Origin of the sequence: Caulobacter sp. 17J65-9 (genome assembly GCF_010975005.1) — a bacterium.
In the GTDB taxonomy this organism is placed as follows: Bacteria; Pseudomonadota; Alphaproteobacteria; order Caulobacterales; family Caulobacteraceae; genus 17J80-11.
Genome location: NZ_JAAIVC010000116.1, coordinates 1 through 12700, shown reverse-complemented (window position 1 = coordinate 12700; position 12700 = coordinate 1). Strand labels below are relative to the sequence as shown.

At 70.8% G+C, this 12700-nt stretch carries 18 protein-coding genes; 6 read left to right on the top strand and 12 right to left on the bottom strand.

Annotated elements, in window-relative coordinates:
• On the bottom strand, nucleotides 1-308 hold a 308-nt coding region (locus G3573_RS15395), incomplete at its 3' end, for a hypothetical protein (RefSeq protein WP_163262192.1).
• Nucleotides 308-727, bottom strand: a complete 420-nt coding sequence (arfB, locus tag G3573_RS15390) for an alternative ribosome rescue aminoacyl-tRNA hydrolase ArfB (protein WP_163262190.1) — start codon at nucleotides 725-727, stop codon at nucleotides 308-310. The genes G3573_RS15395 and arfB, both read right to left, overlap by 1 nt.
• Before the next feature lie 99 nt (nucleotides 728-826).
• Here arfB and G3573_RS15385 point away from each other — a divergent pair, with 99 nt between their 5' ends.
• Nucleotides 827-1597: a YwqG family protein gene (locus G3573_RS15385; protein WP_163262188.1), complete on the top strand. Its 771-nt coding sequence runs from the start codon at nucleotides 827-829 to the stop codon at nucleotides 1595-1597.
• Nucleotide 1598: 1 nt separating this feature from the next.
• Here the strand turns inward: G3573_RS15385 and G3573_RS15380 are convergent, their stop codons facing one another.
• Both G3573_RS15380 and G3573_RS15375 read right to left on the bottom strand, forming a co-directional pair.
• Nucleotides 1599-2042: a YaiI/YqxD family protein gene (locus tag G3573_RS15380; protein ID WP_346427395.1), complete on the bottom strand. Its 444-nt coding sequence runs from the start codon at nucleotides 2040-2042 to the stop codon at nucleotides 1599-1601.
• Between the two features lie 20 nt (nucleotides 2043-2062).
• Nucleotides 2063-3247, bottom strand: coding sequence for an acyl-CoA dehydrogenase (locus tag G3573_RS15375; RefSeq protein WP_163262186.1), 1185 nt, complete (start codon nucleotides 3245-3247; stop codon nucleotides 2063-2065).
• Between the two features lie 151 nt (nucleotides 3248-3398).
• Between G3573_RS15375 and G3573_RS15370 the strand changes: the two genes are divergently transcribed.
• Nucleotides 3399-3665, top strand: a complete 267-nt coding sequence (locus tag G3573_RS15370; protein ID WP_163262184.1) for a DUF6356 family protein — start codon at nucleotides 3399-3401, stop codon at nucleotides 3663-3665.
• Between the two features lie 3 nt (nucleotides 3666-3668).
• On the opposite strand, the gene G3573_RS15365 is transcribed toward G3573_RS15370, so the two are convergent.
• On the bottom strand, nucleotides 3669-4292 hold the full coding sequence (locus G3573_RS15365; protein WP_163262182.1) for an isoprenylcysteine carboxylmethyltransferase family protein: 624 nt from the start codon (nucleotides 4290-4292) through the stop codon (nucleotides 3669-3671).
• A gap of 104 nt (nucleotides 4293-4396) precedes the next feature.
• Here G3573_RS15365 and G3573_RS15360 point away from each other — a divergent pair, with 104 nt between their 5' ends.
• A complete protein-coding gene (locus tag G3573_RS15360) occupies nucleotides 4397-5638 on the top strand; it encodes a CaiB/BaiF CoA-transferase family protein (RefSeq protein ID WP_163262180.1) in 1242 nt (413 codons plus the stop codon).
• Between the two features lie 4 nt (nucleotides 5639-5642).
• Here G3573_RS15360 and G3573_RS15355 read toward each other — a convergent pair whose 3' ends face one another.
• The gene (locus tag G3573_RS15355; RefSeq protein ID WP_163262178.1) at nucleotides 5643-6320 is read right to left on the bottom strand and encodes a helix-turn-helix domain-containing protein; all 678 of its coding nucleotides are present in this window, start codon (nucleotides 6318-6320) and stop codon (nucleotides 5643-5645) included.
• Nucleotides 6321-6423: 103 nt separating this feature from the next.
• On the opposite strand from G3573_RS15355, the gene G3573_RS15350 reads away from it, so the two are divergent.
• A complete protein-coding gene (locus G3573_RS15350) occupies nucleotides 6424-6744 on the top strand; it encodes an NIPSNAP family protein (RefSeq protein ID WP_163262176.1) in 321 nt (106 codons plus the stop codon).
• Nucleotides 6741-7085: an antibiotic biosynthesis monooxygenase gene (locus tag G3573_RS15345; RefSeq protein ID WP_163262174.1), complete on the top strand. Its 345-nt coding sequence runs from the start codon at nucleotides 6741-6743 to the stop codon at nucleotides 7083-7085. Before G3573_RS15350 ends, G3573_RS15345 begins: the two co-directional genes overlap by 4 nt.
• Here the strand turns inward: G3573_RS15345 and G3573_RS15340 are convergent.
• The 6 genes from G3573_RS15340 to G3573_RS15315 form a co-directional block, all read right to left on the bottom strand.
• Nucleotides 7082-7600: a response regulator gene (locus tag G3573_RS15340; RefSeq protein ID WP_163262172.1), complete on the bottom strand. Its 519-nt coding sequence runs from the start codon at nucleotides 7598-7600 to the stop codon at nucleotides 7082-7084. The two genes, G3573_RS15345 and G3573_RS15340, sit on opposite strands and share 4 nt — an antisense overlap.
• Before the next feature lie 92 nt (nucleotides 7601-7692).
• Nucleotides 7693-7971 (bottom strand): HPr family phosphocarrier protein, encoded by a 279-nt coding sequence (locus tag G3573_RS15335; protein ID WP_163262170.1) that lies wholly within the window; start codon nucleotides 7969-7971, stop codon nucleotides 7693-7695.
• Nucleotides 7971-8375: a PTS sugar transporter subunit IIA gene (locus G3573_RS15330; RefSeq protein WP_163262168.1), complete on the bottom strand. Its 405-nt coding sequence runs from the start codon at nucleotides 8373-8375 to the stop codon at nucleotides 7971-7973. The genes G3573_RS15335 and G3573_RS15330 overlap by 1 nt, the downstream gene beginning before the upstream one ends.
• Before the next feature lie 61 nt (nucleotides 8376-8436).
• Entirely contained in the window at nucleotides 8437-8889 is a 453-nt protein-coding gene (locus tag G3573_RS15325; protein WP_163262166.1) for a hypothetical protein, read from the bottom strand.
• Nucleotides 8886-10478 carry an ATP-binding protein gene (locus G3573_RS15320; protein ID WP_163262164.1) on the bottom strand — a complete coding sequence of 531 codons (1593 nt, stop codon included), beginning with the start codon at nucleotides 10476-10478 and terminating at the stop codon, nucleotides 8886-8888. Before G3573_RS15320 ends, G3573_RS15325 begins: the two co-directional genes overlap by 4 nt.
• Nucleotides 10450-11151, bottom strand: a complete 702-nt coding sequence (locus G3573_RS15315) for a response regulator transcription factor (protein WP_163262162.1) — start codon at nucleotides 11149-11151, stop codon at nucleotides 10450-10452. The genes G3573_RS15320 and G3573_RS15315 overlap by 29 nt, the downstream gene beginning before the upstream one ends.
• A gap of 122 nt (nucleotides 11152-11273) precedes the next feature.
• Between G3573_RS15315 and G3573_RS15310 the strand changes: the two genes are divergently transcribed.
• Nucleotides 11274-12700 (top strand): hypothetical protein (locus tag G3573_RS15310; protein WP_163262160.1); only part of this gene is annotated, 1427 nt, incomplete at its 3' end.

Genomic DNA, 12700 nt, shown 5'->3' with positions numbered 1-12700 from the left:
GTGCGCAGGTCGGCGGTGCTGACCGCGCCGCGGATCACCTCGGCGTCGTCGCCGGCCGCCGCCATGGCCGCGCGCACGGCCGGATCCGACAGCGGGTCGGGATCGCGCACCAGGGTCGCCGCCAGCAGCACGCTGGCCCGGTCGCGCGGATCGGACAGTTCGACGAGGTGGGCCAGCTCAGGCGCGCCGAGGCCGACGATCGCGGTCTCCAGCAGCTCCTCGCCGCCGTCGACGCCCGGGGCGGCGCGGTCCAGCAGGGCGCGGGCCGGATCGGGCGCCTGGGCGCAGTCGGCGTAGAGCGCGCGCATCAGTCCATCGACGGGCGGCCGCGCCCGGCCTTCACGCCCGAGCGCTTGGACTTGCCCTCCAGCCGGCGCAGCTTGGAAGCGTAGGTCGGCTTGGTGGCCTTGCGCGGCTTGGGTTTCTCGGTCGCCCGACGGACCAGCTCGACCAGGCGGGCGATCACGTCCTGGCGGTTCATCTCCTGGCTGCGATAGCCCTGGGCGAACAGCACCAGCACGCCGTCCTGGGTCATGCGGCTGCCGGCCAGCCGGATCAGCCGTTCCTTCACGTCCTCGGGCAGGGACGGCGAATTGCGCGCGTCGAAGCGCAGCTCGATGGCGGTCGAGGTCTTGTTGACGTGCTGGCCGCCGGGGCCTGAGGCGCGGGCCGCCTTGAAGACCAGTTCGTCCTCGTCGAGCGACAGGTTGGGGGTGACGGAAATCATCAATCTGCCAGGTCCGCGCCGGCCACAACTTGCCGCCGAAGGAAAAACGAAACTACGAGTGTCCGCAAAGCTAGACGACCCCATACCTGCGAGCACGCCTTGGTCCAACTCCCCGAACACTTGCTCTGGCCTGCGGCCAAGATCACGCCGAGCCCCAAACCCGGCCAGTCAACTAGCGGCTTCGGAGGCACGCCGGACCTGCCGGTGGGCTTCAGTTGGCCCGAGCATGCAGGAGCGCCCCTAAGCCTGCTGTTCCGCCTGGATCTCGCAGACCTCAAGGGCGTCTCGCATTACCTGCCGCTGCCGGAGGCCGGCGCGCTTCTGTTCTTCTACGACGCCATCAACCATCCTTGGGGCCTGGAGCCGTGCGATGTCGGTTCGGCGAAGGTCGTCTTCCTGCCGGCTGGAGCGAGTTTCGTCGCACACTCCACGCCTGTGGGCGCGCCCGACTTCCCTCGCGTCGCGGCCCGGATAGAGCCGATGGTCAGCGCTCCTGACCCTTGGTCGCCGTGGCTGGACGACCTGACCCTGAGCGCGGACGAGCGCTACGAACTCGCCGACGAGCTAGCGCCGTACGCCAATCATGACACCCAGATCGGCGGACACCCGACGGTGCTCCAATCACCGATGGAGCTGGACTGCGAGCTTCTGTCTCGCGGCTACGCTCATGGGCCGGGCATCTATCAGTCGTCCGCCGCAGCGGAAGCAACGCCACATGCTCGCGACTGGCGAATGTTGCTGCAGATTGGCAGCGATGACGCGATCGGCATGGACTGGGGCCTTTCCGGGATCCTGTACTTCTGGGCCAAGGTCGACGCGATCAAAGAACTCGACTTCTCCGAGGTCGTAGCGATCGTCCAATGCACCTGAGCTAGCGCCGCCGCGCCTTCACCACCGCGGTGTCCAGCGCCTGCAGGAACTTCGAGCGGTCGGCGGCCGCGAACGGCTTCGGCCCGCTGGTGGTCAGGCCCATGGAGCGCAGGTGCTCGCCGATCTCGCGGCCGGCCAGGGCCGAGCCGATGGAGTCGGGGGTGAACGGGTCGCCCTTGGCCCCGATCACCTGGGCGCCCGATTTGAGGCAGCGGCCGGCCAGCGGGATGTCGTTGGTGATCACCACGTCCCGGGGGCCGGCCCGCTCGGCGATCCAGTCGTCGGCGACGTCGGGCCCCTCCTCGACGATCACGCGCCGAATGAGCGGTTCGCCTTGCGGGATCATCATGAAGGCGTTCGACACGACGTGCACGGCCAGGCCGTAACGGCGCGCGACGCGGTACACCTCCTCCTTTACGGGGCAGGCGTCCGCGTCGACGTAGATCTGGGGCGCCGTCGGCTCGGTCAGAACGCGCTCTCGCCGGTGATGGCGCGGCCCAGGATCAGCGCGTGCACGTCGTGGGCGCCCTCGTAGGTGTTCACCGTCTCGAGGTTCATGGCGTGGCGCATGACGTGGTGCTCGCCGGTGATGCCGGCGCCGCCGTGCATGTCGCGGGCCTCGCGGGCGATGGCCAGCGCCTTGCCGCAGTTGTTGCGCTTCATCATCGAGATGGCTTCCGGCACCCAGGCGCCCTGGTCGAGCAGCCGGCCCAGCGCCAGCGCGCCCTCGAAGCCGAGGAAGATCTCGGTCTGCATGTCGGCCAGCTTCTTCTGCACCAGCTGGCGCGCCGACAGCGGCCGGCCGAACAGGATGCGCTCGGAGACGTAGTCGCGGGTGGCGTGGAAGCAGAACTCGGCCGCGCCCATGGCGCCCCAGCTGATGCCGTAGCGGGCCTTGTTCAGGCACGAGAACGGCCCGCGCAGGCCCTTCACGCCCGGCAGCAGGTTCTCTTCGGGCACGATCACGTCGTTCAGGCCGATGTCGCCGGTGATCGAGGCGCGCAAGCTGAGCTTGTCGCCGATCTTGGTGGTGGTGAAGCCGTCCATGCCGCGCTCGACCACGAAGCCGCGGATCTCGCCGTCCAGCTTGGCCCACACCACCGCCAGGTCGGCGATCGGCGAGTTGGTGATCCAGTACTTGCCGCCGTTCAGCTTGTAGCCGCCCGGGACCTTCTCGGCCTTGGTCTTCATCGAGGCCGGGTCGGAGCCGCCGTCGGCCTCGGTCAGGCCGAAGCAGCCGATCAGCTCGCCCGCCGCCATCTTCGGCAGCCAGCGCATCTTCTGCTCTTCCGTGCCGAAGGCGTAGATCGGGTACATGGCCAGCGAGGACTGCACGCTCATGGCCGAGCGGTAGCCGCTGTCGACCGCCTCGATTTCACGGGCGATCAGGCCGTAGGCCACGTGGCTGACGCCGGCGCCGCCGTACTGTTCCGGCAGGGTCGCGCCCAGGAAGCCCATGGCGCCCATCTCGGTCATGATCTCGCGATCGAACCGTTCCTCGGCGAAGGCGGTTACCACTCGCGGCAGCAGCTTCTCGCGCGCGTACTGGCGGGCGGCGTCCTGCACCATGCGCTCCTCGTCGGTGAGGCGGCCCGTCAGGTCCAGCGGGTCGTCCCAGCGGAAGGTCTTCTGGCCGGCGTCGAGCGGCATGGCGGTCTCCGTAAGCGTGGTCGCAGCGCCTCAGTGTCAGCGCGCGTGTCGCATGATATGGGAGTGAGTCTCCGGTTCCCGAGCGTCTACGGGAAAAACACGGGTCTAGGTAGGGGGATGGGACGCGGCTGATCCGCGCCTTGGAGAGAAGATGGCCAACGTGCTGCACCGGCTGTTCGTCCAGCATCCTCGCGAGGTCGAGGAAACCTACCTGGAGCATGCGGGCGCCGCCTCGCGCTACGGCTGGCGTCTGCTGAAGGCCAGCCTGGCCGCCTACACCCACGCCCTGATCCCCGGCCTGTGCAAGACCGCCGCGTCCGACTGCGTGCGCGAGATGGCCGGCGAGCTGAACGGCCGCGCCGTCACCGCTCGCGAGGAGCGCATGCGCCAGGCCGGCGTGTGGGACCCGGGGCTTTAGGGCTCAGAACACCTTCGGCACCAGCCGGTAGGGCACGCTCGCCGCGTACTCCCGATAGGCCGGATCCGCGCCCAGCACGCGCTCCTCGGCCAGGATGCGCATGACCTGCAGCACGGCGCCGATCCCGAACATCGCCAGGTTCCAGACGCTCGGATTGAGCAGCAGGAAGCCTGTGTTGATGATGAAATAGCCGACGTACATCGGGTGGCGAATGAAGCGGTACGGTCCGCCGATCCGCACGCCGCGGTTGGCCGCCACGACGCCGAAGCTGCGACGGAGCGCGATCTGGGCGGCCATGCTCACGACCAGGCCGTAGATCATGATGATCAGGCCCGCGAACTGGGGGATCAGCGCCCCGTCGGCGGGCGCGGCCAGCAGCGGCGCGGCGGTGCCGCCGAACGCGACGATCCAGTCCCGAGGATTTAGGCTCAGCTGGTCGGCGGGACGCCGCACCAGCAGCAACCCCAGGACGATCGCCTCCGCCAGCAGCAGGACGACGTTGTACGGGTTGTGGTGCACGACGGCGAGGATGCGCACCGCCAGCGAAACGTAGAGCGCGATCAGGATGAGGCGCTCGGCGAAATCGAACACCAGCGGCCAACGCACAGAGCGAACAGTCTTGTCCATAGCGACCCCTGTTCCCCCGGACGTAGAAAACACCATTCACCCCGAAACCGCCAAGCCCGATCTCGACGCTGGAGTCAGGCGCCGCGCGGGCCTATTCAGGCCTCATGAGTGAAGCAAAGGCAGCCACCGGCCCGTTGGCGGGCGTCACCGTGCTCGACCTGTCGCGCGTGCTGGCCGGGCCCTGGGCGACCCAGCTGCTGGCCGACCTCGGCGCGGACGTGATCAAGGTCGAGCGGCCGGGCGCCGGCGACGACACCCGCGCCTGGGGGCCGCCGTTCACCGCCACCGCCGAGGGCGAGCGGGGCGACGCCGCCTACTTCATGTGCGCCAACCGCAACAAGCGCTCGGTCACGGTCGACATGGCCCGCCCGGAAGGCGCGGCCCTGCTGCGCGAACTGGCCGCCCAGGCCGACGTGGTGGTCGAGAACTTCAAGGTCGGCGGCCTGAAGAAGTACGGCCTCGACTACGACAGCCTGCGCCAGGTCAATCCGCGGCTGGTCTATTGCTCGATCACCGGCTTCGGGCAGAGCGGCCCCTACGCCGAGCGGGCCGGCTACGACTACATGATCCAGGCCATGGGCGGGCTGATGTCGATCACCGGCCAGCCCGAGGGCTCGGCCGGCGACGAGCCGATGAAGGTGGGCGTGGCGGTGGCGGACCTGTTCACCGGCCTGTACGCCTCGAACGGCGTCCTGGCCGCCCTGCTGCACGCGCGGGCGACCGGCCAGGGCCAGCACGTGGACCTGGCCCTGTTCGACGTGCAGGCGGCCATGCTGGCCAACCAGGCGACCAACTTCTTCGTCTCGGGCCGCGCGCCCCAGCGCCTGGGCAACGCCCACCCGAACCTGTGCCCCTACCAGCCCTTCGCCACCGCCGACGGCTCGATCGTGGTGGCGGTCGGCAACGACGGCCAGTACCGGGCCCTGTGCAAGGCGCTGGGCGACGAGGCGCTGGGCGAGGACCACCGCTTCCTGACCAACGCGCTGCGCGTGGCCAACCGGGCAGAGCTGATCCCCCTGCTGACCGCCCTGACCGAAACGGGGACCACGCACCACTGGATCAAGGCGCTGGAGGCCGCCGGCGTCCCCTGCGGCCCGATCAACACCATCGACGCGGTGTTCGCCGAGCCTCAGGCGAAGGCGCGCGGGCTGGTGGTCGAGCAGGCCCGCGAGGACCTGGCCATACCGGTCAAGACCGTGGCCAGCCCGGTGCGGCTGTCGCAGACGCCGGTCGCCTACGTGACGCCGCCGCCGGCTCTGGGCGAGCACACCGACCAGGTGCTGGCCGCGCGCCTGGGCCTGAGCCCGGAACGCATCGCCCAGCTGCGCGCGGCCGGGGTCGTTTGAGCCTCTAGGCCCCGAGCCAGGCCTGGAACTCGCCGAGGCCCGTCGGCCTGAACCGCACGATCCGCGTGCCGGCCTCGCGGTCGGCCCAGCCGAGCTCCAGGAAGCGGCCCATCAGCGTCTTGGCCAGCGGGCCGCCCAGGTGCGAGCGGCGTTCGCTCCAGTCCAGGCAGGTCCGGCACAGGGGGCGCGCCCGCGGCAGGCTGTCGGGAGCGAGGCCGAGGCGGGCGAGGCGCTGCGCGCCTTCGTCGGTCAGGTCGACCCGCTCGCCCTCGACGGCGATGGCGCCCTGGGCCTCCAGGCGGTCGAACATCAGCACGCCCAGCTCGCCGGCCAAGTGGTCGTAGCAGACCCGCGCGTGGCGCAGGGCGGGCTCCTTCGGTCCGGTGCGCACCCGCCGCGCGCCGGTGGCGGCGGCCAGGCCCATCAGGCCCTCCAGCGCCTTGGCGACCTCCGGTCCGGCCAGGGAGACATAACGGTGGCGGCCCTGCTTGCGCGGGACGACCAGGCCGCCGGCCTCGAGCTTGCCCAGGTGGTGGCTGGCGGTCTGCAGGCTCACCCCGGCCTCCGCCGCCAGTTCGCCCGCCGTCAGCGCCTGCCCCGAGAGCAGCGCGACCAGCATGTTGGCGCGGGCCGGGTCGCCGATCAGGGCGGCGACGACAGCGATGTCAGGTCCGAGCTTCATGGGCCGATCCTAGCCCAAACCGCGCGCCCGTCGCTTCCACCGGCGTCGAAGCATCCGCCCGCCCGGAGCGCCTAGGAAGGCCCCGCATAAGGAGGCCCCGAGCATGCGCGTCACCTGCTTCATCCGCTACGAGATCGAGCCGCATCAGCGCGAGGCGTTCGAAGCCTACGCCCGCCGCTGGCTGGAGATCATTCCCCGCTGCGGGGGCGACCTGCTGGGCTATTTCTTGCCCCACGAGGGGACCAGCGACGTCGCGTGGGGGCTGATCGGCTTCGACAGCCTGGCCGCCTACGAGGCGTACCGAACCACGCTGAAGCGCGATCCGGAAGGCGCAGCCAACTTCCGCTTCGCCCAGGAGCGCCGCTTCATCCGCCGGGAAGAGCGCACCTTCCTGACACCGGTCGTCGCGGGGGCGAGCGCGTGATCGCCGTCATCTTCGAGGCCTGGCCGGCCGAGGGCCGGGCGCAGGACTATTTCGACATCGCCGAGGCCCTGCGCCCGGTCCTGGAGCAGATGGACGGCTTCGTCTCGGTCGAGCGCTTCGCCAGCGTGTCGGAGCCCGGCAAGCTGTTGTCGCTGTCGTTCTGGCGCGACGAGGCGGCGGCGGCGCGCTGGCGCGACCTGGCCGAGCACCGGCGGGCGCAGGCGCAGGGCCGCGCCGGCGTGTTCGCCGACTACCGGCTGCGTGTGGCGGAGGTCTCGCGCGACTACGGGCTGAACCGGCGCGCCGAGGCGCCCCCCGACAGCCGCCGCGTGCACGCCTAGGCGTCGTCGATGTCGAGGACGCAGCGGGCCTGGTCCTCGGCGCGGCGCCAGGGACCGTAGTGCTCGGCGCGCAGACGCCGCCGGCACGGCCCGATGTAATTGTCGGAGATGACGAACGGCCGCTCGGACTGGATCACCGCCTCGATCCGCTGCAGCAGGCTCCGCGCGGTGAGCGGCTTGGTCAGCACCTCGTCGATCCCGGCGTCGCGCGCGGTCAGCACCTGGGTCAGACCCGAATGGCCGGTGACCATGATCATCGGCACCTGCCGCTCGACCTTGGGATCGCGCCTGGCCCGCCAGGCGAATTCGGCGCCGTCGAGGCCGGGCATGACCAGGTCCAGGATCACCAGGTCCGGCCGGAAGCTCGCCAGCTGGCGCAGGCCTTCCTCGCCGTTGTCCGCTTCCTGGATTTCCTGGACGCCGATGCCGCGCAGGACCGTCGCCAGGATGCGGCGCATGTGGTCGTGGTCGTCGACGACGAGAACCCGGACGCGCGCGAAAACATCGCCAGACAAGCACGATCCCCAGGTTCAACCTACACGGGCGACCCCTGTTACGCGAGATTCGTTATCAGTGTAAACCGTTGGCGCGAAAACGGTCCGGGCGCTCAGCGCTCTTCGTCGAAGCGGCACTCGACCAGATTGGCCAGGGCCTCGACGGCGGCCTGCGCCTCCGGCCCCTCGGCCTCGATCTCGACGCTCGAGCCGATCGCGGCGGACAGCATCAAGAGGCCCATGATCGAGCGGGCGTCGACCGTCTGGCCGTCACGGCTGACCCGGACCTCGGCGTCGAAGGTCGAGGCCATCTTCACGAACTTCGCGGAAGCGCGGGCGTGCAGACCACGCTCGTTGCAGATCTCGACCGTGCGCTTCAGCGGTCCGCTCATCATTTCTCTCCGGCCAGGACGTAGGAGGCGACGGAGATGTACTTGCGCCCCGCGTCCTGCGCATGGGCGACGCAGGACTCCAGCGTCTCGCGGTGACGCACGCTCGCCAGCTTGATCAGCATGGGCAGGTTCAGGCCGGCGATCACCTCGGCGCCGGTCTGCTCCATCACCGAGATGGCCAGGTTAGAGGGCGTGCCGCCGAACATGTCGGTGAGCAGGATCACCCCGCGCCCTTCGTCCACGGCCGCGCAGGCGTCGAGAATGTCCCGCCGGCGACGCTCCATGTCGTCGTCCGGTCCGATACAGATCGCCGCCACCCCGCGTTGCGGTCCGACGACGTGCTCCATGGCCGAAACAAACTCGGCCGCGAGCCCGCCGTGAGTGACGATCACGAGCCCGATCATCTGAGCCTCTTAACCACGCCCCACCTGCGCGCGGCCTGTCACAGCTCTGTCGCGCGGGGGCTTAATAGGCCGAACCCCGTTCAGGTCCAAGGGTACTTCCGTGGGTCGAAAGCGCGCGGTCCAGTTTCGCCAGCGCTGAGGCTTCTACGGCACGCAGGTGGAAGCGGGGCACGTTAACCGTTTCCAGCTCGATCTGCTCCGCTTCGGGCAGGCGTTCGGGGTCGTCCGCCTCGCATTCGACGGCGCACGAAACCTGTGCGAGGCCCAGCGGAACGGTCGTGAGAATGCCCACCGCGCGCGCCTCGATCAGGCCCTCGATGGTCTCGGGCGCGCGCGCCCAGAGCACCCCGCCCGACGCCCAGATGCGGGTGTAGTCGTCGGACACCAGCCGCCAGCCGGCCGCGATGGCGCGCAGGGCCAGGTCGCTCTTGCCCGCGCCGGAGCGGCCGAACAGCAGGGCGGCGCGCCAGCCGGCCGGCGTGAACCGCGCGACCGAGGTGGCGTGGACGATCACCGCGCCGCTTCCGGCAGGGCCACCGACAGGCGCGCGCCGCGCACCTGGCCGTCCGGCCCGGTCATGTTCTCGGCCCAGATCCGGCCGCCGTGCGCCTCGACGATCTGGCGCGAGATCGACAGGCCCAGGCCCGAATTGCCGCCGAACGCCGCTCCCTTCGGACGCGAGGTGTAGAAACGCTGGAAGATGGTCTCCAGGTTCTCGACCGGCACGCCGGGGCCGTCGTCCTCGACCCGCAGCAGCACCGGGCGGGCCGGATCGACGTCGGAGCGTTGCAGCGCCACCGTCACCTTGCCGCCCGGCTCGCCGAACGAGCGGGCGTTGTCGATCAGATTGCGGAACACCTGGCCCAGCGGGCCTTCGCGCCCCGCCACGCGCAGCGGCTCGGACGGCAGCACCAGCTTCACCACCGGTTCGCCCTCGCGGACGGCGTCGTTGTAGGCAGCGGTCAGGTCGCCGAGCAGGCGGCCCAGATCGACCGGCTTGGGCTGGTCGCGCGACAGCTCCGCGTCCAGGCGCGAAGCGTTGGAGATGTCGGTGATCAGGCGGTCCAGCCGCTTGACGTCCTGCTTGAGCACGCCGGTCAGGCGGTCCTTGGCCTTGTCGTCCTTGACCAGGTCCAGGGTCTCCACCGCCGAGCGGATCGAGGTCAGCGGGTTCTTGATCTCGTGGCTGACGTCGGCGGCGAACCGCTCGATGGCGTCCATGCGGTCCGACAGGGTCGCGGTCATGGTCTCCAGCGAGCGCGCCAGATCGCCGATCTCGTCGTTGCGGGCCTCCAGGTCCGGCAGGGAGATGGCGCGGGCGCGCGAGAGGCGCACCTGGTCGGCGGCGGCCGACAGGCGCATCACCGGGCGGGCGACCAGCACGTGGAGCAGCAGGGACGACAGCAGGGTCACGCCCAGCGCGATGGCCGCGAACGGCAGCAGGGCGCGCCGCTGGGCCGCCACGATGGCGTCGACGTCGCCGGCCTCCAGGGTCAGCACGCCCAGCACCGCCTCGACGCGCTGCACGGGAATGGACACCGAGACCACGCGTTCGCCGGTCTCCGAGTGGCGCACGTCGGCGACCCGCTGGCCCTTCAGCGCCCGCGCCACCTCGGCGTCGAGGTCGGCCCGCGCGTCGGCTTCCAGCTTGGCCTCCTTGGCCTCGTCGGGCTTGCGGGGCGGGCGGGCGTCGGGCTTGCGCGCGGGCGGCAGGGCTTTGACGTCCACGTCCTCGGAGACGACGTAGCTGTCGGCCAGCAGGTTGCCCTCGGCGTCGAACAGGCGCGCGCGCTGGCCCTGCGGGATGAACCGCTGCAGCACCAGCACGGCGATCGGCTCCAGCTCAGGCTGCGGCTCGCCGCGGGTCGCGCCCTCGGCGATCACCTCGGCCAGCAGCTCCGCCTGCGCCGACAGGGAATCCAGCCGGGTCTGAATGAGCCCCTGGCGGAACTCGTTCATGACCAGGGCGCCCACGACGAGCACGACGAGGCCGACCAGGTTCAGGCCGACGATCAGCCGGCCGAGCCGTGATCCCCCGAACCAGCGCCAGGCCACCCGCTCGCGCGGGGCCGGCTCACTCTCGATAACGGTATCCGACGCCATACAGGGTTTCGATCGCGTCGAACTCGGGGTCGACCACCCGGAACTTCTTCCGCATGCGCTTGACGTGGCTGTCGATGGTGCGGTCGTCCACGTACACCTGATCGTCGTAAGCCGCGTCCATCAGGTTGTCGCGGCTTTTCACGAAGCCCGGGCGCTGGGCCAGGGCCTGCAGCAGCAGAAACTCGGTGACGGTCAGCTTCACCGGCCGGCCGTCCCAGGTGCACTCGTGGCGCGCCGGGTCGAGGGCCAGCTTGCCGCGCTTGAGCGCCTTGTCCTGGGCGACCTCGGCCCCGACCGGCTCGAGCCCCTCGATGCCGGCGCGGCGCAGCACCGCCTTCACCCGCTCCAGCAGCAGGCGCTGCGAGAAGGGTTTGTGGATGTAGTCGTCGGCCCCCAGGTTGAAGCCCAGGATCTCGTCGATCTCCTCGTCCTTCGAGGTGAGGATGATCACCGGCATGTTGGAGGTCTGGCGCAGGCGGCGCAGCACTTCCATGCCGTCCATGCGCGGCATCTTGACGTCGAGGATGGCCAGGTCCGGCGGGTCGCTTTCCAGCGCCTGCAGACCGGTCACGCCGTCGTGGTAGGCCTTGATCTCGTGGCCGGCGCTCTCCAGCGCCAGCGACACGGACGCGACGATGTTTTCGTCGTCGTCGACCAGGGTGATGTTCGCCATATCGTCTCCGGCGCCCTGAATTGCGGGCGCGCACGGGCGCAAAGCTAATGGCCGTCGCGCCATGAGGCAAACCCGCGTTTCTCAACCCGGTCTTAAGCATGCCGGTTCACCATGATCGATCGTTGATCGACATCCGGGGCACACGCGGGCGCATGGCCGGCCAGGTTCACTACGAAGTCTTCGCCCGGCGCACGCCCCAGGCGCCGTGGACGCTGCAAGGCGCCACCGAAGACCGTGCCCATGCGCTGCAGACGGCCGAGGAGCTGATGGCCGAGGGCCGGGTCGCGGCCGTGCGGGTGACCAAGGAGACTCTCGACCCCGAGACCATGGAGTTCGCCAGCGTCACCCTGATGAGCAAGGGCGCGCCGGACACCCGCCGCCGCCGCGCCGCGGCCGAGGCCCGGACCGAGCCGGCCTGCACGGGCGTGGCCGACCTCTACCAGGCGCACGGGCGCGAGACGATCGCGCGGCTGCTGGACGACTGGCTGCGCCGCTACAAGGTGACCGCCTTCGAGCTGATGCACCGGCCCGACCTGGCCGAACGGCTGGAGGCGACCGGCATGGAGATGCGCCACGCGGTGCAGAAGATCTCCGTGCCCGAGAGCCAGGCCACCGGCCGGCCCGTCCACGAAATCATGCGCGAGTACGAGCGCCTGGGAGCCCAGGCGATCGAGCGGGTCATCCAGGCGCGCCGGCAGGCGCAGTTCCCGAGCCTGGCGACCGAACCCTTCCCCGCCGCCGCGCGGCGGCTGGCCAGCCACCCGGACCGCGCCTTCCTGCTGGGCGGGGCGCTGGCGGCCGACCTGGCCCCGCTGGAGACCTGGGGGGCGAAGGTGGACCGGCTGCTCGACCGGATGGACGAGGCCCCGGAGGAGCCGCAGCCGCGCGCCCTGTGCTTCATGGTGGTCGAGCAGATGCTCTGCGAGATCCTCGGCTCGCGCGGCGGCCTGGCCGACCTGCTGGGCGCCGACCTCGACCTGGGCGCCAGCCTGGCCGCCCTGACCCGCCTGGCCGCGGGGCCGGAGGTCGAGCTTCTGGCCCGCCGCGACCCGTCGGTGTCGCGCATGATCCCGCCGCTGGAAGGCCCGGCCGCGCGCCTGGCCCAGCGGGTCGCCGCCGGCGATCTCAAGATCCTGGCCGGCAGCGTCGCGCGCCGCGTGGTGCGCGAGCTGAACGGCCCCCGCCGGCTGCGCCCGGGCGACGCCGACGGCGAGATCGACATCCTGCGCGCCCTGGCCATGGCCCTGACCGCCGCGGCCGGGCGGCTGCTGAGCCTGGACGAGGTGCAGACCGCCTTCGTGGAGCGCTCGCGCGCCCTGGTCGCGCCCGACTTCGTGACCGCCTACCTCGGCCAGGGGCGCGGCGGGCTGGCGGAGGCGGAAGCCCTGCTGCGACTGTGCGAGAACGTGGCAGGCGCCGCCAACAAGCGCGCCGCCTCCCGCTGGCTGGCGGCCAACGTCGCGGCCCTGCGGTTCGAAACCGAGCTGCGCGGCGGGGCGGCGGCGCCCACGGCCAAGCTGGCGGCCCTGGCCGGCCTGCAGCGCGCCGC

What these genes read in the sequence shown, in the direction of transcription:
- G3573_RS15375 (WP_163262186.1), bottom strand. Translation starts at nt 3,247, where the DNA reads ATGCCGCTCGACGCCGGCCAGAAGACCTTCCGCTGGGACGACCCGCTG.
- G3573_RS15360 (WP_163262180.1), top strand. Translation starts at nt 4,397, where the DNA reads ATGAGTGAAGCAAAGGCAGCCACCGGCCCGTTGGCGGGCGTCACCGTG.
- G3573_RS15355 (WP_163262178.1), bottom strand. Translation starts at nt 6,320, where the DNA reads ATGAAGCTCGGACCTGACATCGCTGTCGTCGCCGCCCTGATCGGCGAC.
- G3573_RS15350 (WP_163262176.1), top strand. Translation starts at nt 6,424, where the DNA reads ATGCGCGTCACCTGCTTCATCCGCTACGAGATCGAGCCGCATCAGCGC.
- G3573_RS15330 (WP_163262168.1), bottom strand. Translation starts at nt 8,375, where the DNA reads ATGATCGGGCTCGTGATCGTCACTCACGGCGGGCTCGCGGCCGAGTTT.
- G3573_RS15320 (WP_163262164.1), bottom strand. Translation starts at nt 10,478, where the DNA reads ATGGCGTCGGATACCGTTATCGAGAGTGAGCCGGCCCCGCGCGAGCGG.
- G3573_RS15370 (WP_163262184.1), top strand. Translation starts at nt 3,399, where the DNA reads ATGGCCAACGTGCTGCACCGGCTGTTCGTCCAGCATCCTCGCGAGGTC.
- G3573_RS15335 (WP_163262170.1), bottom strand. Translation starts at nt 7,971, where the DNA reads ATGAGCGGACCGCTGAAGCGCACGGTCGAGATCTGCAACGAGCGTGGT.
- arfB (WP_163262190.1), bottom strand. Translation starts at nt 727, where the DNA reads ATGATTTCCGTCACCCCCAACCTGTCGCTCGACGAGGACGAACTGGTC.
- G3573_RS15365 (WP_163262182.1), bottom strand. Translation starts at nt 4,292, where the DNA reads ATGGACAAGACTGTTCGCTCTGTGCGTTGGCCGCTGGTGTTCGATTTC.
- G3573_RS15315 (WP_163262162.1), bottom strand. Translation starts at nt 11,151, where the DNA reads ATGGCGAACATCACCCTGGTCGACGACGACGAAAACATCGTCGCGTCC.